Genomic DNA, 18,626 nt, shown 5'->3' on the forward strand with positions numbered 1-18,626 from the left:
GTCGTCCACACTACAAGCCGCCCCGGCCCATTCAAGCCTGCCCTCACCGACTAATATGAGGAACCTGTCATTCAGGTTTCTCATATCTCGCCACTGCTGTTTCCAACCACGCTGCTCCGAACTCAATCCGGAGCAGTTCTATGCGCCTCTTCCTCTGCGAGAAACCTTCCCAGGGTCGGGACATCGCCAAGGCACTCGGGGTCAATCGGCGTGGTGATGGTTGCCTGATCGGCACCGACTCAATCGTCACCTGGTGTATCGGCCACCTGCTGGAGACAGCACCGCCTGAAGCCTATGGCGAGCAATTCAAGAGTTGGTCGTTGGATCATCTACCGATCATTCCCGCGCAGTGGCAGGTCGAGGTCAAACCCAAGACCGCAGCACAGTTCAACGTCATCAAGCGTCTGCTCAGCGAAGCCACCAGCGTCGTCATCGCCACCGACGCCGACCGCGAAGGTGAAATGATTGCCCGCGAGTTACTGGAACTCTGCCGGTATCGAGGCCCCGTTCAGCGCCTCTGGTTGTCCGCACTCAACGAGGCGTCGATTCGCAAGGCACTGTCCTCGCTGAGGTCTGGGCAGGAGACCTTCTCGCTCTACCACTCAGCCGTCGCCCGAAGCCGCGCCGACTGGCTAATCGGCATGAACCTCAGTCGTTTATTTACCCTTCTCGGTCGGCGGGTGGGTTACGACGGCGTACTATCGGTTGGACGTGTCCAGACACCCACTTTACGTCTGGTGGTCGATCGGGATCGTGCGATTGCCAGCTTCGTCTCGGTGCCCTACTGGGAAGTGGAGGTGCACCTGTCCTCAATGGGGCAACCATTCATCGCGTCGTGGTTACCACCCAGCTCAGGGCAGGACGAGGTAGGTCGTTGCCAGCAACAAGCGCTGGCCATTCAGGCGGCCCATGAGATTTCTAGCGGTAAGACCGCCACAGTACTCTCGCTGCAGACTGAGCATTTCCGAGAACCGCCGCCCCTGCCCTTCGACCTGAGCACACTGCAAGAAGTCTGCTCGCGCAAGCTGGGACTCGGCGCTCAGGAAACCCTAAACACTGCCCAATCCCTGTATGAAACCTACAAAGCCACCACCTATCCACGCAGCGATTGCCGCTATTTGCCGGATAGTATGTTCAACGAGGTTCCCGCGGTATTCGATGCCCTGCTCAAAACGGATCCCGCACTACGGCCCGCACTCGGAAGCGTCGATCGATCATTGCGCTCACGGGCATGGAACGATGCCAAGGTCACCGCGCACCACGGCATCATCCCCACCACCGAACCCGCGAACCTTGCGCGGATGTCTCAACAAGAGCGCAATGTCTACGAGCTGATTCGTTACCACTACCTCGCGCAATTTCTTCCGCATCATGAGTTTGATCGAACCCAGGTCGAACTGGAGTGTGGCGAAGAACGATTGACCGCTGCTGGCAAACAGATTCTGGTTCAGGGCTGGAAAGGCTTGTTCTACGAAAACACCGAGGAGGATGAGCCCAGTCAAAAGCATCAAGTATTGCCCGTCTTGCAACAGGGTACTCGGTGCGCAGTGAACGACGTCGAACTCAAGCCCATGCACTCCGCCGCTCCCAAACCGCTGACCGAGGGCGATCTGATCAAGGCGATGAAAAACGTGGCCAAACTGGTCAACGACCCCCGCCTGAAACAGAAACTTCGGGACACCACCGGTATCGGTACCGAAGCCACGCGAGCCGGCATCATCAAGGGATTGATTGATCGCGGTTATTTGCTGAAGAAAAAACGCGCCTTGATGGCCTCTGCGGCGGCCCATACCCTGATCGAGGCGGTACCCGCTGCAATCGCAGATCCGGGTATGACCGCGATCTGGGAGCAGGCCCTGGACGAAATCGAAGCAGGGCGTCTGACTCTGGATGAATTCGTCGCCAAGCAGGCGAGTTGGATTGCGCAATTGGTCGAACACTGTGGAGCGCTCACCTTGGCGTTACCGGTAGAAACCGGTCCAGCCTGCCCCATTTGCAACGCCTCAATGCTCAGACGTAAGGGAAAATCAGGGCCGTTCTGGTCGTGCTCCCACTACCCGGACTGCAAGGGCACTGTGCCGATCAGCAAAAATGTGCCTCGTCCATGACTCATCATTGAAGATCAACTTGAATATTGGGGCGACCTTTAAGTCAACGCACTCTGCCTTGACGTCATCCCATCCTCTCTGCTGTAGTGCCTCAGGATCATCGCCAATGGCGACCCAAGACCGATTCGCTCCGGGTAGTTCGGTCGGACTCCTAGAGTTCGGGGCCATTTCTTCTGGGGAATTTCGTTCCCGATTTGTGCTCGACCTGATCACGGCGGCGGATGACCACTATTGCCTCTGCCAGGCAATAGTGGTCATCCGCCTCGGCGATCGTATTCAGCCCCGGAGCCCACCGGGGAAACATTGGGCACCCTTTGTGCGCGGATGCGTGCCAACAGCTTCCGACCCAGGCCACGACAAGGGTCGGTTGGCGAATCATGGCGCAGTTAAACCAAGTTTTGCGAGGAGCTTGTCGACTGCGTAAGACCGCCAAAGGTGGCTTTTCTCTTCCTCGCCTGGCGACCCGTCAGGCTCACTCTTCACTTTCTTCATTCCAGTGACTGCCACTGAATTCCGGCCATAAAAAACTGGGTTGCAGCGTCTTGACGCTCCCCTGGGACAGGCTTATACAAAGGGCGTGGTTCGCTGTCGTCGACAGCCCAGCCCAGGTAGCTTGAACCTTCAAGGCTACGCCACGTTCGTGGTGGTTTACCCAAGTGCGATCAGCGTTCGGAAGCCCGCACGGTTACCGCTTCAGCGGTGATGAATGCTCACTACCCCATGTTTGCGGACCACTACCGCAGACACTCCTCAGTTGCACCGCTTTCCCCGAGATGCAACGTTCTGATCGTCATCGGCTTGCCAGTGGCGAGTCGTTCATTGCTCGCCTTCACCATACCCACCCTGACGGGGGCTCACTTCCCCATCAGGGGCTGTGCGTCGCCGTTTTCCCTTGAAACAGGAGAACCACCATGGCCCACGCCAACCACTCCCAAGAAGCGACCACTTACTTCAATCTGCACACCGTCGGTATCGGTTATCTCAACCGTGTTCGTGAAGTACAAGTCCGCCGCGGCCAGCCATTCATGGCTTGCGATATCGCAGCCCTGCACGGTGCCACCGATGCGGTGGAGTACACCCGCTTCGACTGCAAAGTCGCTGGGGGCGAAGCTGAACGCTTGATTCGTCTCTATATGGACGCCGTCAAGGCCGAGAAAAAGGTCTTGCTGTCGTTCCGTATCGGCGACCTGTGGATCGATCCGTTTCTCTACGAGAAAGGCGATAAACAAGGTCAACCGGGCGCCAGTCTGAAAGGTCGTTTGCTGTTCATCGACTGGATCAAGATCGACGGCACGTTCGAGTACAAAGCGCCCGCCAGGCAGGAAGCAACAGCACCTGCTGAGCAAGCGCCCACCAGTGAGTCATCCCCATCATCGGCTGATGCCGAAGTTGAGGAGAGTGAAAACCCAATAGAAACTCGGGTCGAACCTGAATCTCCAGCTGCTCCCCGCACGGCCCGCCGTGATGCCACCCGTACCGTTCAGTCCGCCTGAACAGTCCACGATGTTCCCCATCAAGGCGCTCCGTCGAGCGCCTTTTCTTCAATCCGCACAGGGGAACCCTCATGGAATCCTTCTGGCTTTGCGACGACTGCCTGTTCGCTGTGGCTTACGAGGACTACAGCACGTTATCGCTCTACTACACGGCGGATGAAATCGAGAAACGCATTGCAGCGATGCAACGTGGGCTGGTTCGGTTGATGCCCATCAGTGCCGACTTCGATCCCGAAACCAGCCGGGGAATAAGAACCTTTTCCTCATCGCCCTGCGACGGCTGTGGTTCACCCCTGCACGGCCAGCGCCATCGATTCACGCGGCTGTAAACAGCGCGCCATCGACTAACGCCGGCGACTTCTATATCCACCTCGGGGACACCGTTCCCCACGGGCGTGTACCCCCTGATTGTTCCCTTCGGAGGTACCCCCATGAGCACTCAACTCACGCTGATTGAAACCTCGGATGTCGAGGCTGATCGAATCAGCCAAGAAAACCAGGTGATCGACGAGGCACTGCATATTCTAGATCGTCGGCTGTTCGCCCGCGGCCCTAACCTGACGTCACCTGGCGCCGTGGCCTCATACCTAAAACTGCACCTTGTGCAACAAGAGCATGAAGTCTTCGGTGTGATTTTTCTCGATGCCCAGCACCGCGTGCTGGCGTTCGAAGTCCTCTTTCACGGCAGCATTGATGGCGCCAGCGTTTACCCCCGACAGGTCATTAAGAGGTCCATGGCCCATAACGCGGGCGCTGTCATTTTGGTTCATAACCACCCCTCAGGGTGTACGGAACCCAGCCAGGCGGATCGCGTCTTGACCGCACGGTTGAAGGAGGCCTTGGCCTTGATCGAAGTGCGCGTACTGGACCATTTTATCGTGGGTGAAGGTCGTCCCCTCTCTCTGGCCGAACATGGCTGGCTTTAACCCTAACAGGCGCCTTCGGGCGCCTTGTTCATTTTCATTCTGGAGAACCCTCATGAACCCCACATACCTAGCCCCAGCCCTGCTGGCGTGCTCAAACCCATTTGCTCGCGGCTACGACAACCTGCATATCGAACGGCTGCTACTGATCACCTACGAAGACGACTGCCCTCCCTGCTTTCGCCCCGTGCACGACTCACAGGCCCATCTGCCCGACCATGAGCTGCAACTGTTCCCCTGTCTGTTCTATGACGATTTCGCCTTGATCAGCGAAGGTCAATCCATTCCGGATGATTTGGATGAGCGCTGCCCGTCCAACGGGCTGGTGCGCCAAGTGATCTACGCCGTGATGGGCGAAATGCTCAACGAGCGGCATCACCTCGGTGACCTGTACTCCCTGGAAGAGGCCCAAGCCATGGTCCATCGCTTGCGCTTCGAAACAGGACACTACAGTCGAGCCTGGGAGATCAGTACCGCACACCTTCCTGCAGAAGCGATGTTCTATCTGGAGGAGTGGGTCAGTAATACCGCTCCGAGGCAAACCGGGCTCTTGTTCGAGCTTTTCGCGTTGCCGGATTGCCACGGAATCGGTTGCAAACTGATCGGCACTCCATGGACAGACGACAACCTGCTGAGAATTGAGAGCAAACCTTATACAAGCCTGAGACAAGAACAACTCGACGCCGGTACGCCGGAAGCCTTGATCAACGTACTGTATCTGGCGGCATTGGCGGATGTGCGATTGTTGATCTTCGATCCCGACGCTGCCGTCTTGGATGGGCTCGCCATTTTTGATGAAGAGCAACACGTTCTGCTTTAACACGACCCATCGTGAATCACCTTTCTCACTGAATGGCTCCTTCACCTCATGTCAGGTTCTGCACTGAATCTGACATGAGGTTTTTTCCATGGAGCGTTTTTTCACGCCTGTCTGCCTGCTGGGTTTGATGAGCGCCTGCACCGCGCAAATCCCCAACCCATTGCCGACCCATCCAGAGATCGACAGTGGCTCCAATCGAGCCCAATTCTCGAAGGGCACAGCCGCAGGAAGCCATCCGGCAGAACTCCGCTATGGCCGCTATACGATGGCCAGCACCGAGCCCACCACGGAACAACGCGATCTCCTCGCTCAAATCATTGACGTGAGCATCCCGTCCAGCCTGAGCCCCTCAGTGCAGGATGCGTTGCAGTACGTATTGCAGCGCTCGGGCTATTCGCTCTGTCCCGATGCCGCGGCGGTGAAGGTGCTTTTTACCCGGCCTCTGCCCGCAGCCCATTACCGGCTCGGCCCGATCTCTTTGCGCCGCGCGCTGCAAGTGCTGGCGGGCCCCGCCTGGCAACTCACAAATGATGAAGTCAGCCGTTCGGTTTGCTTCGCACAGCTGAAAACAGTGGCCAGCGTCACGCCAACCACACCCATCTCGCCCCATCAGTCGGAGGCACGCCCATGAAAGCCTCGACGTTTCAAACCCTCATCATTGGGCTGCTGTGCCTGGCGGCCGCCGGGCTGAGTGGTGGTTTGTATAACCAGTTTCAGCGCGTGGCCGAGCTACACAGCACGAACACCCAATACCGACAAACCCTGGACACACTGCAACGTGATTCAAACGCCCTCAAGGATACGCAGGAGAAGCTGCAGTACGCACTGAAAGACCTGAAGCAGATGGTCGATACCGGTGAGCAACAGGCCAATACCCTTGATCCGATGGTGGATCAGTGGGCGCATGAGATACAGGAACTGCGTGATGGCCTGACAGCCCGCGCCACCGCGGCAGACATGACAGCGCTACGCGCACGCCTTGAACAGGTCGAGCATCAACTCTTGGACCTCAGGCCCCAGCCGTCACCCCCACCGCCGACGCCTGCCGCGACCAGAGCGAAAAAAACCGCTCGCCCCAAGCCCATCCCGCTCCCGCCACCGTTCTCAGTGTTGAGTGTCGAGTCCCGCGGGGGTGAGCGTTTTTTGGCAGTCGCACCTCCTGACAGTCGCTCGCTTATGGATGTTCGGCTGCTGCATAGCGGTGAGCAGCTCGGCGCCTGGCAGCTGAAAGTGCTGGCGCCGAACTCCGCCATCTTCGCGGTGGCCACTCAACCAGACCAGACCGTGCAACTCCCTTGAGAAGCGATCATGAACCGACCGCTACTGCCCACCGTTGTCTGTCTCGTTTCGCTGCTAGCCATGGGCGCTGCGATGGGCAACCCCGCCACGACACCGTCACGGATCCAGGACACGCAGTCCGCTCCCCTGGCACGCTCTCATTCTGAACAGGCTGCAAACTGGGGTCTGACCGAGCAGGAGTGGACGCGCTTCGAACAGATCCAAGCCGGACCGCGCGGTTTCTGGAGCCCGAACCTCGATCCGTTGACCGCACTCGGAGTCGAGGCCGAGACCGACCAAGAGCGCCAGCGCTATGCCGAATTACAAGTTGCGCTGGAAGCCAAACGCGCCGAGCGCGAGTTGGCCTACCAAAACGCTTACACCACGGCCTGGGCCAAGTTGTTTCCCGGGCTGCTGCCGATCCAGGGCATGGCATCCCCGGCCCCTGCCAACTCGGCGGTCGCGTTGCGCCAAGCCCTGTTTGTGGAGGACCATTGCCCAGCGTGCACCGCCGAAGCGCAGCGTCTGCAAAGCAGTGATAACGCCTTCGATATCTACCTGGTGGGCAGCCAAGGCGAGGATGAACGCGTCCGTCGCTGGGCTCGGCAAGCAGATATCGATCCGGCCAAGGTGCAACGTCGGCAGATCACCCTGAACCATGACCGTGGTCGCTGGTTCAGCCTGGGGGCCCCGGGGCCATTGCCTGCCACATTTCAACAGGTGAATGGACAATGGCAACGCCTCGACTGAGTGGTATTGCGCTCCTGCTGACGGTGCTCGCCGTCCAGGCGGATGAACTCCCGCCTCCTGCCTACCAACTGGCGGCGCATGACGCCGACATCCCTTCTACGGTGCTGTTCGCGATTGCCCTGCAGGAGAGTGGTATCCGCGTCCGTGGTCGACTGCGGCCCTGGCCTTGGACGCTGAATATTGCCGGTAGCCCTTACCGCTTCGCCACTCGCCAAGCCGCCTGTCACGCCTTACTTCAGGCACTCGCCCGACATGACGCCAAGCGGGTCGATGTCGGTCTCGGGCAAACCAACCTGGGTTACCACGGACAACGCTTCTCTAGCCCCTGCGAAGCCCTCGACCCCTACCGAAATCTCGCCGTGACCGCCGCGCTGTTGCAGGAACATCACGCCACCACCGGTGATTGGGTGTCAGCGGCCGGACGCTATCACCGCCCGGCAGGAGGCGCGCCGGCCGCACGTTACCGTGCTGGCTTTTCCCAGAGACTCGAACATCTGCTGATTTCCTTTGAACAAGGCACATCACCATGAAGCGAATCTCCATCACCTGCTATGTCACCCTGCTCTTGGCACCTTTCGCCCAGCCGGAACTGACCGAAGCCGGGGATCAGCCTAGCGACTTTACCCACCCCCATTTTCAGGCTGCCAGGCCGCCCATAAACAACAAGCCCCAGCCTGATCGAGCCATGCGTGCGGACTTGTCCACGTTTGCCGATGAAGCCTGGATACTGCCCGTGCGCAGCTCTCACTTGAGCCCCGGCCAGATCACGTCTCGCGCCCTGAACATGCCGGGCTTGCGGCCATTTTTCCTGGTGGGTGAGGATGCCCACTCACTGGCTTGGTTGCGTCAACGTGCGACTGAACTGCAGGAAATGGGCGCGGCCGGTCTCGCCGTCGAAGTAACCGATACCGAAGCTTTGGCCCGGATTCGAGCAGCCGCTCCGGGCATCACCATCCTACCGGTCAACGGCAACGACATCGCCACCCGCCTGCAGATTGAGCACTACCCCGCCTTGATCACCGCCACCTCACTGGAACAGTGAGTCCAGACCATGGCCGAGCATGCGATGGAGTCCAAGCTCCGGCCGGCGGTTGAGCTGTACACCGTGGCAATCTGCATCGCGGCCGCGGTGCTGTGCGTGTACTCACCCTGGGCGGTGGCCCTGTCACCCGAGATCGGGCTGGTGGCGGCGCTAGCCTATGCCCTGTTCGGCCTGATCCGCCTGCGACAAGCTTGGGAGGTGCTGCGCTATCGGCGCAATATCCGCCGGCTGCCCCGCTACGAGCTGACCAGCCGACAGATTCCGGTCAGTCGCAAGCGTCTGTTCATGGGCCGCGGCTTTCGCTGGACCCGTCTGCACACCCAGCGCTTGGTCGAGGCCCAGGATCCGGCGGTCGCCCATTATGTCGACCAACCGCCCCGCTACCGCCTGGCCCGAGCACTCGAACGGCGCCTGGAGCATGCACCGTTTCCGCTTTCGACCCTGGCCCGTGCCACCGCCTGGGACAGCGCCTTCAATCCGTTGCGCCCTCTGCCCCCAGTCGGTGGCTCATCGCTGCTGCACGGGGTCGAGCCCAAAGAAACGGAAGTCAGTTTGCCCCTGGGTGAACGGGTCGGACACACCCTGGTGCTCGGCACTACCCGTGTCGGCAAGACGCGACTCGCCGAGGTGTACATCACCCAGGACATACACCGCGTTGAACACGAGGTCGTCATCGTCTTCGATCCAAAGGGCGATGCCGACCTGCTCAAGCGGATGTACGTCGAAGCCAAACGCGCTGGTCGGGAAAAGGAGTTTTATGTGTTTCATCTAGGCTGGCCGGAGATCTCCGCGCGCTACAACGCCGTGGGACGTTTCGGGCGCATCTCGGAAGTGGCGTCGCGCATTGCTGGGCAGCTCAGTGGTGAAGGCAACTCCGCAGCCTTTCGTGAGTTCGCCTGGCGTTTCGTCAACATCATCGCCCGGGCTTTGATCGAGCTGGGCCGACGCCCGGACTACCTGCAGATCCAGCGACATGTGGTCAACATCGACGCACTGTTCATCGAATACGCCCAGCAGTTTTTCGCCAAGACCGACCCGAAGGCGTGGGAAGTGATTGTCCAGCTTGAAGGCAAGCTCACCGAGAAGAACATTCCCCGGCATATGGTCGGGCGCGAAAAGCGCGTGGTGGCCATCGAGCAGTACCTGGCGGTGAAACGGGTATTTGATCCGGTACTGGACGGACTGCGTTCGGCGGTACGCTACGACCGTACTTACTTCGACAAAATCGTGGCCTCGCTACTGCCGCTGCTGGAGAAACTCACCACCGGCAAGACCGCCCAGTTACTGGCCCCCAACTACACCGATTTAGATGACCCGCGGCCAATCTTCGACTGGATGCAGATTATCCGAAAACGCGGCATCGTCTACGTCGGTCTGGATGCGCTGACCGACGCCGAGGTGGCCGCTGCTGTGGGCAACTCCATGTTCGCCGATTTGGTCTCGGTCGCGGGGCACATCTACAAACATGGAATTGACCATGGCCTACCCGCATCGGGCAGCAGCAGTGACAAACTGCCGATTAATCTGCACGCTGATGAGTTCAACGAGCTGATGGGGGATGAATTCATCCCACTGATCAATAAGGGTGGCGGCGCAGGTATCCAGGTAACCGCCTACACCCAGACCCTCAGCGATATCGAAGCGCGAATCGGTAACCGCGCCAAGGCTGGCCAAGTGATCGGCAATTTCAACACCCTACAGATGCTCCGCGTGCGTGAAACCGCCACCGCTGAACTGCTCACCCAGCAGTTGCCCAAGGTCAATGTGCTGACCAAAACCCTGGTGTCGGGCGCCACCGACACCTCCGATCCAGAGGCCAACACGGACTTCACCTCGTCCTCACAGGACCGTGTCAGCAGCACCAGTGTGCCGCTGATCGAGCCTGCTCATATCGTCAGTTTGCCCAAGGGGCAAATGTTCTCCTTCCAGGCCGGTGGGCAGCTCTGGAAAGTCCGCATGCCGTTGCCAAAACCCTCCAACGACGACGCCATACCCAAGGACCTACAGGAGCTCACCCAGCGAATGCGGGCCACCTACAACGCGCAGGCGGGGAAATGGTGGAGCGCTAGTGGCGGTGGCCCAACAACAAACTTCGATCTGGATCAGGTGGGGTAGCCCGCCCCGCCACAGGTTTCAATTCAGCAGAAAACGATCCAGAAGGAGTCGTGCCCACATCAACTCTGCAGCGCGCAATGGAGTGAACTATGGCGACTTCCGCCCAGAACACGCCGCCACAACCCATCCAGCGCCCAGGGCTGATCATCTCGGCGATCAGTCTGGTACTGCGCATCATCGGTTTGCTGATCGCCTCGTTGCTGCTCTCGATTCTGATTGAGTTTGCTGGCTTGCTGCTGTTCTGGGGTGATCAGGGCTGGCGGCATAGTCAGGCCATGCTAACAAGTGAGTTAGGTTGGCTCAGCGAGCACTTCGAATATTCACTTCTCATCCAACAGCCTGGGCCAACGATTGTCCAGTGGCTGGATTTCCTCAATAAGTGGCTGTTGGTCAAGACTGGCTTTGCTGATTTTGCCATGCAGGCGCGGGTGTCGAGCCAGGGCAACGGCTTCTGGAGCTGGATCAATCAGCTCTACGTGAGCATTGAGGATTTTGTACTGACGGCGGTGTATGTGACCTTTACCTTCCTGGTGCGCTTGACCATTCTAGTCTTGGCCACACCACTATTTTTGTTGGCCTCATTCACCGGTTTTGTCGATGGTTTGACGCGCCGCGACCTACGCAAATTTGGCGCGGGGCGAGAAAGCAGTTTTGTCTACCATCGTGCCAAACGTGCATTGATACCATTGCTGATCGTGCCCTGGGTCATTTACCTATCCCTACCCTTTACGCTCAATCCCTTAGCTATTTTTTTGCCTTGCACAGTGATACTTGGAACAGCAGTGGCGATCACAGCGACGACGTTCAAAAAATATCTCTAAGTGCTTAGTTAAGCTCTTTCCTACTTTAGATCTTCATCAATCATGGTTCTAACCAGGCAGCGAGCTTTTCAATCTCCTCGATCGCCAAATGCAAATCAGAGCGGGTCACATGGATTGTCGGATCGATGAGTAGATTACCGTCGCCATTTTCCATAAGTGTTTTCTCATGGTCACTGATGAACAGTGGGCTGGGGTATTTACCGATTGCGCCAGGTGTGTGACTGGCCCTTGTGTGCGTGATTTGATTGACATGCTGACTTGCATTTCTGGCCAGCACCACCTGCTCCAAGACGTCAAAATCCACAGGGCAGTTCGTCCAGTCTACGCCGAGCTTCTCAAAGCAGATCCGGTACCCGCTTATAAATCCCTTCTTAAAAACCTTCGGACCACATTCAGTTTCGCAGTCCAGTCCAGCGTTGCGCTCCAAGGTACGAAGGTAAACTTTCAAGCTCTCTGAGAGCATAGAGACGCAGGTTTGGCCGATAACCTCCAGTCCAGTCTGGGCCTGGAGCCATTCGTTAAGAAATGGTGGCTCATCGCTCATCGTCTCGGGATCCCATTCGGGTTCCTCGAACGGCGCATCCTTGGCATCAATCTTCCGAATTGTCTCTCGAAATGGTGCTCCAGCTTCATCGAAGTAGTGACGGATGAAGGCGGTACGCAACCCAAGAAAATATCTGACATCCACTCGATCTTCTCCATGGCTGATTCATGTGGTGCTGCGTACACATTCGGCCCCGTGGCCTGTGGGCCTCCCAGCGCTAGGGTCGAGTAGGGGCGAATGCTCTACCAGCAGCGAGAGACGTTCGTTCTCATCGCAGCTCTCGTATACCTGCCTCCAGCGTCGAAAGTCGTTCACGGAGTTGAAGAGTCCGCGCAGGAAATCACCAGCGCTCTCAATGTTACTGCTGAAGTCTGTCTCTCCGTTGATCAATGCGGCAGATCGGCAATAACCTGCCAATTTCTAGCGTAGCGACAGACAGCAATCGGCCGAGGCTGTGTAAAAACGCAGCCCCCGTTTTGCAGCCTGCGTAGCTACGTAAAATCTGCCAGCGTTTGGTTGGTCAGCAGACCTGAAATTTGCGTAGGAACGCGATTTTCGTTGCGGTTCTGACTGTCAAACTCGCACTAAAACGTTTTCACACAGCCAGGCCCGGCCATTGAGTTTGAATGAAGGAAATATGGCAATTGATCCAATAGAAATCCATGGAGCATGGCACTTTGACGGTCGAGGTGCCATGTCGCCAAAGCGAGTGTGATTAACCGTTCCCGATGGAAAGCCTGAGCACTTCAGGCTGATCGGGTTTGCGCCGAGAATATTTTCTACTCAATGGCCAAGCGGTCCGTCAGCTTCGCGCGCTAACAACTCATAAATCCGGTCGTCTATCGAATGCGCTACATTGAAGCGCATCCAGGGCACTACTCGAGCATCCGGCATAAACAATTGCCCGGGTGCGAGCAGGATTTTTTCATCCTTGACCTTCATGGCGAGTTCGGTGGAGTCCTCGATCAGCGGATGACGAGCCCACAGAAAAAGTCCTGCGTGTGGTTTGGCGAATATTTCCATTCCCACGGCTTCCAGCCTGCAAGCCACGGTTTCGTGAGCTTGCGCCAGATTGCTCTGCAGTTGTTTGATGTGTTTGCGATGCCGTCCCTGCAGCAGTACATCGAGCACCAATTCTTCGGCTATTGCCGAAGTGGTCAGGCCGCTGACCATTTTTAACGGCACCAGTTCGTCGATCAGTTCCTGGTGAGCGGCGATAAAGCCGACTCGCAGCGCCGGGGCGATGGTTTTGGAAAAACTACCGATATAGATCACCCGCGACAACTGATCCATGCCGGCCAACGCCTGTTGACCGGTCGGGTCGAGGTCGGCGTAGATGTCGTTCTCGACGATCAGGAAATCGTATTTTTCCGCCAGTTGCAGTAGCCGATGGGCGACTGCCAACGACAGGCTGGTGCCGGTGGGGCATTGCAGGCGGGTGTTGGTGAAAAATACCTTGGGACGATGAAGGTGAATGAGTTCTTCAAGTACGGCAAGGTCAACTCCGTCGCGGGTGCGCGGTACGCCCAGTAGCTTGGCCCCTTGCATATGCAGGTTGAGGAACAGGTTGTGATAACCCGGCTCGTCGACCAATACGTTGTCACCGCGTTGCACCAGGTAGCGCACCACCAAGTCCAGCGCATGGCTACCGCCGCTGGTCAACATGATCTGTTCCGGGTGCGCAGCAATGCGCGTGTCTGCCAGTTTTTCAGCCAGCTTGGCCCGTAATCGTGCGCAACCCTTGGCGAGTCCGTAGCCGGAAAAATCGCTCAATTCTCTACGGCCTATGGCACGCAGGCTGCGTTGCAGGCCTTCGTGATCGGTCCACTGCTCGGGTAACAAACCGACGCCGGGACGCAGCTCCATGCCCATTGGTTGAAAGACTTTTTGCAGCAGCAGATAGGCGTCGAAATCAAATTCGTTGTCTGTCACGGTTGTCGCTGGTGCGGGCTCGGCAAGCGTCCCGCACGACATGTCGCGCACATAGAAGCCAGCATTACGCACTGGTGTCAGATAACCGAGCGCAACCAGCCGATCATAGGCCTCGACCGCGGTGAAGTGGCTGACTTTGTGAGTCTGGGAAAATTTGCGAATAGACGGCAATTTGCTACCGGGGCGCAAGCGCTGCTCTTTGATCGCCAGGCTGATACCGGTGACGATCTGGCTGACCAGTGACACCTCCGAGCTGGGGTCTAAAAACATCATAGAAACAACCGTCCAAGCGTGGCGTTCTGCGGTGGGTGTATCGGTAAAATGACCATAACAGTGATGCAGCCCAGAAGCCTTTTCTGTTCATGGTACACCGGTAAAGGGTGTTGCAAGATCACCTCATTGCCGGTCGACCAATTCGGTCGAAACATACCATGAACAAGGATGCGTAATGCACGACATCAGCTATCAAATCGATCGTAGCCGGATCTCCAGCGAAGAGTGGGAAACCCGATGCGATCTGGCTGCACTTTATCGATTGCTCGCACACTTTCGCATGACCGATCTGATCGATACGCATATCTCCGCCCGCGTACCCGGCGAGGAGGGGCACTTCCTGATCAATCGCTACGGTGTGCTGTTCCACGAAATGCGAGCTTGCGATCTGATCAAGATCGATCATGAAGGCAATGCCGTGGACTCACATTACGGCCCTGGGAGTGTCAATCGCGCTGGATTTAACATCCACTCGGCGATCCATGCGGCACGCCCCGATGTCGCTTGCATCGTGCATACCCACACTTCAGCCGGTATTGCGGTTTCCGCGCAGGAAGAGGGGCTGCTGCCAATCAGCCAGCATGCACTCAAGTTCTACCGACGGCTTGGATACCACGACTATGAAGGTATCGCGTTGAACCCCGAAGAACGCAACCGGCTGGTTTGCGACCTGGGTTTGCACATGGCGATGATTCTGCGCAATCACGGGTTGCTCGCCGCAGGCCGGTCCATCGCCGAAGCGTTCAATCAGATCTATTTTCTGGAGCGCGCTTGCCAGGCCCAGGTTCAGGCCCTGGCCGGCGGCCGGCCGCTGCGGACGCCCCCTGAGGCAGTATGCGAATTAACCGCGCGGCAGTCCGATGACGAGATCGATCAAGAGCTGCACCAACTCGCCTGGGCGTCCGCACTGCGCCTGATTGCCGGTGATCGAGTGGATTACCGGTGCTGAAGTACGGTCGACGGTCAGGCCGTTACCTATGACTGGAGTCACCATTCTACTGGCCCCAGAGTCAGGGATGGGATAGCTGTCAGTGATCACCCTGAACACTACCAAGCGGGTTTCAAATCTGCCAAAACCAATAATCCTAGAGGTAGACATGAATAAGAAAGCAATCGTAGCCTTGTTCCTCACAGCCATCACGTCGAGTGTCATGGCGGGTGAAATGACCGTGATTTCGTTCGGCGGAGTGAGCAAGGACGTGCAGTCGGAAGCGTTCTATAAACCATTCGAAAAAGTCACCGGCAACAAGGTGGTGGCCGGTGAGTACAACGGTGAAATGGGCCGCATCAAGGTCATGGTCGACACTAACAGCGTCAATTGGGATGCGGTACAGGTCGAGGGGCCAGAACTGATTCGCGGTTGTGACGAGGGGATGTTTGAACATCTGGATACGGCACAGTTCGGCAAGCCGTCTGACTTCGTGCCCGGCACGTTCTCCGAATGCGGTGCCGGTATGCTGGTCTGGTCGATGGCGATAGCTTACAACGCTGACAAACTCAAGGTCGCGCCGACCGGCTGGACCGACTTCTGGGATACACAGAAGTTTCCTGGCAAACGCAGCCTGCGCAAGGGGGCCAAGTACACGCTGGAAGCCGCATTGATGGCCGATGGCGTGGCTTATGCCGACATCTACAAAGTGCTGTCTACCAAGGAGGGTGTTGATCGAGCGTTTCGCAAACTTGACCAGATAAAACCTGATATTCAATGGTGGGAGGCAGGCGCGCAGCCGATGCAGTTCCTTGCCAGCGGTGATGTGGTCATGAGTACAGCGTTCAACGGTCGGGTTTTCGCGGCCCAGGAGACGGGGGCCAACGTGCAGATCGTCTGGAAGGGAAGTATCTATGCCATCGACTCATGGGCGATCCCGAAAGGCAGCAAGAGCAAAACGATGGCCGAGCAGTTTATTGCGTTCTCCCTTCGCCCGGAAAATCAGAAGGTTCATACCGAAAAGCTCGGTTATGGTTCGACCAACCAGCAAACCGCGTCATTACTTGATCCGACCTTGGCGTCGCGCCTGAACACCGCCCCGAGTAACCTGGCGCAGGCGATGCCGATCGACAGTGAGTTCTGGGTCAACCATGGTGAAGAGCTTGAGCAGCGCTTCAATGCCTGGGTGGCTAAAACGAACTGACGGCGTGTTGTGATGGTAGCCGACAAGGTGACGATTGACTTGACGTAGAGGGGGCAGCGGTCGAGATCTAAGACCGCAGGAAACGACCTATTTGAATGCCTTGAGGAGGCGTGGTTCACCGCTCCTCAAGAACCTCGATTTAGGTTGACTGACTTCCTCAGGGCGTGAGGCGGTCGCTCTGAGATGTGGCCCTATCAGTGGAAGGGCGGGGCATCGGTTAGGGACTGTCGTGACGTGTGGGCTTAAGGACAATCACCCCATCCAATACCTCGATCGTCAACTCGTCCCCAGGGCTTAAGCCCATTTTCAAAAGCAGCTCTGGTGGTAAATCGACGATGAGGTCCCCACTTCCATCCGCAGCGTCTTGGCACTTCACAGTCCAGCGCTCCCCTGCGCTCATAGCTGTTCAACCTCAAATCATTGTTGGACGAACTTCATTATGGTCACTCTGCGCTCCCCCGTATTAGTTAGCGGCCGCCAACATGCGCTTGGGAATTGCTGTCGGCGGCAGTCTAGCTGCTGCCGCATTCGCAGTTTTGACGGCACGCGCTGAACGCCAGGCGCAATCTGTTCACCCGAAAGCTGTATGAGTTATCGACTGGCCGCTATTGGCCCAGAGTGTGTAAAAACGTCAGATTGGGTTTTCTATATCGATGCTTGGAGACCGTGCTCACGTTTCGCAAACTGATCAAGGTCACGACGTTTTCAGGAACAGTTAAAACGGCTCAGCAGCTGTTGCCGCTGACCGAAAACTGACCCAGTAAAGGCTGTTCTGCCGACTGAAATCTGAGCCCGGAAGCCTCTGCTCAATGTAAGGATTTCAATCTCAGACGCGTACTTTTCTGCCGTGGAATCCATGGCGGACTTTTTCAACAGAATTGGCCGTTCTCTGCCCATTGCTCCTCTGACGTCTGCGGGTCAAGTCGGATGCACAGGGGGCGGATTCAATGCAATCGGCTGGTCAGATGAGCGCAAATACGCGCCCATCGGCATGGCGCTCTGATCGCGGCGGAACCTCTGGACTGCCGCGCCGGATACCCAACCAGCGCTTACTTCGCATAACAGGCTTGCTCCAGCTTCTTCTTGACTGATGACTAATTTCCGTTCAAGACAGAGTGCCTTGTAACAGTTATTCAGTTACGAGGCGCTCTAACCTTGTGATCTGGAGCTTTCAGGAGTGGTAATACTCTAAAGGGTTACCTTTTTCACGGAAAAGGGGTTGTGACGATATCATCATCAACGAAAGTCATCGAGAGTGGAGCTTCCCTAGAGCCTCAACCATTTTCCACCAACGGTCGAAGGGCCACATTAGCTGTAATGCACATCCCCAGTCCTTCCCCAGAAAAAGCGATTCATCAGACCTCAGGTTTCTTACGGAATAATTCGACCTCTGACTTGATTCTGCTCCCCAGATCCATAAGGGCCAGCATCATGCCGACGACCATCATTCGTTGCTTACTACTCTCGCTAGCTGCCGTCGATAGCAGCGGCTATGCCGCATCTGAATATGAACAGGGTGAGCTCAGCCTAGTCCAGCAGCAGCTGGACATTATCGAGCGCCTAGCCGCTCAAGCCGAGACTTCAGGCAGCGCTCAACCAAATGAGCGCTACCGCTTCGACTACCCCCGACTGACCCAGGACATTCAGCGCATCCGCCAAGGTGTACAGAGCTATCTGTTCCCTTCCCGTGCGCAACCCCGAGATCCCAGTGAACTGGTCGGTGATTACCGCCTCGACACTCCGACTGCGGAGCCCTCGCCATGAGCATGACTGACGCCCAAACCTCAGCGTTCCAAAACGCCTCCGGCATCTCGGCGCAGAGCAGCTCAACGCTGTGGCTTTCCTTGGTTCTCGTCCTGGCTTTGCTGTGGTGCGCCTGGGTGATGTGGACGGCTTACCGGGGTTGGGCGACAGGCAGTGTGCGCTTTGGAGCCTTCGGCGGCAGTGCCGCGCGCGTCACGCTCACCCTACTCGTCCTGATGTTCTTCACCCTGTCTTAATCCAGGAGATCGCCGTCATGCTCAAGTGCCTTGCCCCGCTGAAAAAAAACCTGCGTGATCGTGCCAGTCAGCGCTTGATCGGTCTGCTGCTGGTGCTCGGTCCGAGCTTGGCGTTTGCCGAACTCCCCACCATGGAAGCCCCTTCGCGCGGCGAAGGGTCCGGGTTGATCGAGACGATCAAAAACTACGCCTACGACGGCGGCATCCTGCTCGGTCTGCTGATCGCCTTACTCGCTTTCTTGGGGGTGGCTTGGCACTCGTTGACCGTCTATGCCGACGTACAGAATCAGCGCAAGACCTGGAAGGATTTGGGTGCTGTAGTCGGCATCGGTGCCCTGCTGGTGGTGATCATCATCTGGTTTTTGACCAAGGCTGCCGCGATTCTGTGAGGTTGG

20 protein-coding genes are annotated in these 18,626 nt (G+C 57.4%); 17 read left to right on the forward strand and 3 right to left on the reverse strand.

Annotated elements, in window-relative coordinates; translation table 11 throughout:
• The first annotated feature begins 140 nt into the window (after positions 1-140).
• The 12 genes from AC1DWG_RS03180 (at position 141) to AC1DWG_RS03235 (ending at position 11,350) form a co-directional block, all read left to right on the forward strand.
• Entirely contained in the window at positions 141-2,108 is a 1,968-nt protein-coding gene (locus AC1DWG_RS03180; protein WP_477762177.1) for a DNA topoisomerase III, read from the forward strand.
• 911 nt (positions 2,109-3,019) lie between these two features.
• Positions 3,020-3,601 (forward strand): STY4534 family ICE replication protein, encoded by a 582-nt coding sequence (locus AC1DWG_RS03185; protein WP_477762178.1) that lies wholly within the window; start codon positions 3,020-3,022, stop codon positions 3,599-3,601.
• 71 nt (positions 3,602-3,672) lie between these two features.
• The gene (locus AC1DWG_RS03190; protein WP_477762179.1) at positions 3,673-3,930 is read left to right on the forward strand and encodes a hypothetical protein; all 258 of its coding nucleotides are present in this window, start codon (positions 3,673-3,675) and stop codon (positions 3,928-3,930) included.
• A gap of 102 nt (positions 3,931-4,032) precedes the next feature.
• A complete protein-coding gene (gene radC, locus AC1DWG_RS03195; protein WP_477762180.1) occupies positions 4,033-4,527 on the forward strand; it encodes a RadC family protein in 495 nt (164 codons plus the stop codon).
• Between the two features lie 52 nt (positions 4,528-4,579).
• Positions 4,580-5,344, forward strand: a complete 765-nt coding sequence (locus AC1DWG_RS03200; RefSeq protein ID WP_477762181.1) for a DUF5983 family protein — start codon at positions 4,580-4,582, stop codon at positions 5,342-5,344.
• Between the two features lie 88 nt (positions 5,345-5,432).
• On the forward strand, positions 5,433-5,975 hold the full coding sequence (gene pilL2 / locus AC1DWG_RS03205; RefSeq protein ID WP_477762182.1) for a PFGI-1 class ICE element type IV pilus protein PilL2: 543 nt from the start codon (positions 5,433-5,435) through the stop codon (positions 5,973-5,975).
• Positions 5,972-6,643 (forward strand): chemotaxis protein, encoded by a 672-nt coding sequence (locus tag AC1DWG_RS03210; RefSeq protein ID WP_477762183.1) that lies wholly within the window; start codon positions 5,972-5,974, stop codon positions 6,641-6,643. The genes pilL2 and AC1DWG_RS03210 overlap by 4 nt, the downstream gene beginning before the upstream one ends.
• Positions 6,644-6,652: 9 nt before the next feature.
• Positions 6,653-7,372, forward strand: a complete 720-nt coding sequence (locus AC1DWG_RS03215) for a TIGR03759 family integrating conjugative element protein (RefSeq protein WP_477762184.1) — start codon at positions 6,653-6,655, stop codon at positions 7,370-7,372.
• Positions 7,354-7,902, forward strand: coding sequence for a lysozyme family protein (locus AC1DWG_RS03220; RefSeq protein ID WP_477762185.1), 549 nt, complete (start codon positions 7,354-7,356; stop codon positions 7,900-7,902). The genes AC1DWG_RS03215 and AC1DWG_RS03220 overlap by 19 nt, the downstream gene beginning before the upstream one ends.
• Positions 7,899-8,414, forward strand: a complete 516-nt coding sequence (locus tag AC1DWG_RS03225; protein WP_477762186.1) for an integrating conjugative element protein — start codon at positions 7,899-7,901, stop codon at positions 8,412-8,414. The genes AC1DWG_RS03220 and AC1DWG_RS03225 overlap by 4 nt, the downstream gene beginning before the upstream one ends.
• 9 nt (positions 8,415-8,423) lie before the next feature.
• Positions 8,424-10,529, forward strand: coding sequence for a type IV conjugative transfer system coupling protein TraD (gene traD / locus AC1DWG_RS03230; RefSeq protein WP_477762187.1), 2,106 nt, complete (start codon positions 8,424-8,426; stop codon positions 10,527-10,529).
• 89 nt (positions 10,530-10,618) lie between these two features.
• On the forward strand, positions 10,619-11,350 hold the full coding sequence (locus tag AC1DWG_RS03235; protein WP_477762188.1) for a TIGR03747 family integrating conjugative element membrane protein: 732 nt from the start codon (positions 10,619-10,621) through the stop codon (positions 11,348-11,350).
• A 40-nt stretch (positions 11,351-11,390) separates the two neighbouring features.
• On the opposite strand, the gene AC1DWG_RS03240 is transcribed toward AC1DWG_RS03235, so the two are convergent.
• The gene (locus AC1DWG_RS03240) at positions 11,391-12,038 is read right to left on the reverse strand and encodes a hypothetical protein (RefSeq protein ID WP_477762189.1); all 648 of its coding nucleotides are present in this window, start codon (positions 12,036-12,038) and stop codon (positions 11,391-11,393) included.
• Between the two features lie 639 nt (positions 12,039-12,677).
• On the reverse strand, positions 12,678-14,099 hold the full coding sequence (locus tag AC1DWG_RS03245) for an aminotransferase-like domain-containing protein (RefSeq protein ID WP_477762190.1): 1,422 nt from the start codon (positions 14,097-14,099) through the stop codon (positions 12,678-12,680).
• Between the two features lie 175 nt (positions 14,100-14,274).
• Here AC1DWG_RS03245 and AC1DWG_RS03250 point away from each other — a divergent pair, with 175 nt between their 5' ends.
• Complete coding sequence (locus AC1DWG_RS03250; protein ID WP_477762191.1) at positions 14,275-15,048, forward strand: class II aldolase/adducin family protein; 774 nt, start codon at positions 14,275-14,277, stop codon at positions 15,046-15,048.
• A 148-nt stretch (positions 15,049-15,196) separates the two neighbouring features.
• Positions 15,197-16,231 (forward strand): ABC transporter substrate-binding protein, encoded by a 1,035-nt coding sequence (locus AC1DWG_RS03255; protein WP_477762192.1) that lies wholly within the window; start codon positions 15,197-15,199, stop codon positions 16,229-16,231.
• 217 nt (positions 16,232-16,448) lie between these two features.
• On the opposite strand, the gene AC1DWG_RS03260 is transcribed toward AC1DWG_RS03255, so the two are convergent.
• Positions 16,449-16,631: an AbrB/MazE/SpoVT family DNA-binding domain-containing protein gene (locus AC1DWG_RS03260; RefSeq protein WP_477762193.1), complete on the reverse strand. Its 183-nt coding sequence runs from the start codon at positions 16,629-16,631 to the stop codon at positions 16,449-16,451.
• A 1,031-nt stretch (positions 16,632-17,662) separates the two neighbouring features.
• Here AC1DWG_RS03260 and AC1DWG_RS03265 point away from each other — a divergent pair.
• The 3 genes from AC1DWG_RS03265 to AC1DWG_RS03275 are packed head-to-tail and all read left to right on the forward strand — an operon-like array spanning position 17,663 to position 18,620.
• On the forward strand, positions 17,663-17,995 hold the full coding sequence (locus AC1DWG_RS03265; protein ID WP_477762194.1) for an integrative conjugative element protein, RAQPRD family: 333 nt from the start codon (positions 17,663-17,665) through the stop codon (positions 17,993-17,995).
• The gene (locus AC1DWG_RS03270) at positions 17,992-18,231 is read left to right on the forward strand and encodes a TIGR03758 family integrating conjugative element protein (protein WP_477762195.1); all 240 of its coding nucleotides are present in this window, start codon (positions 17,992-17,994) and stop codon (positions 18,229-18,231) included. The genes AC1DWG_RS03265 and AC1DWG_RS03270 overlap by 4 nt, the downstream gene beginning before the upstream one ends.
• Before the next feature lie 17 nt (positions 18,232-18,248).
• On the forward strand, positions 18,249-18,620 hold the full coding sequence (locus AC1DWG_RS03275) for a TIGR03745 family integrating conjugative element membrane protein (RefSeq protein ID WP_477762196.1): 372 nt from the start codon (positions 18,249-18,251) through the stop codon (positions 18,618-18,620).
• Positions 18,621-18,626 lie beyond the last annotated feature (6 nt).

The sequence above is a fragment of the Pseudomonas sp. P4_B3 genome, from assembly GCF_056402295.1.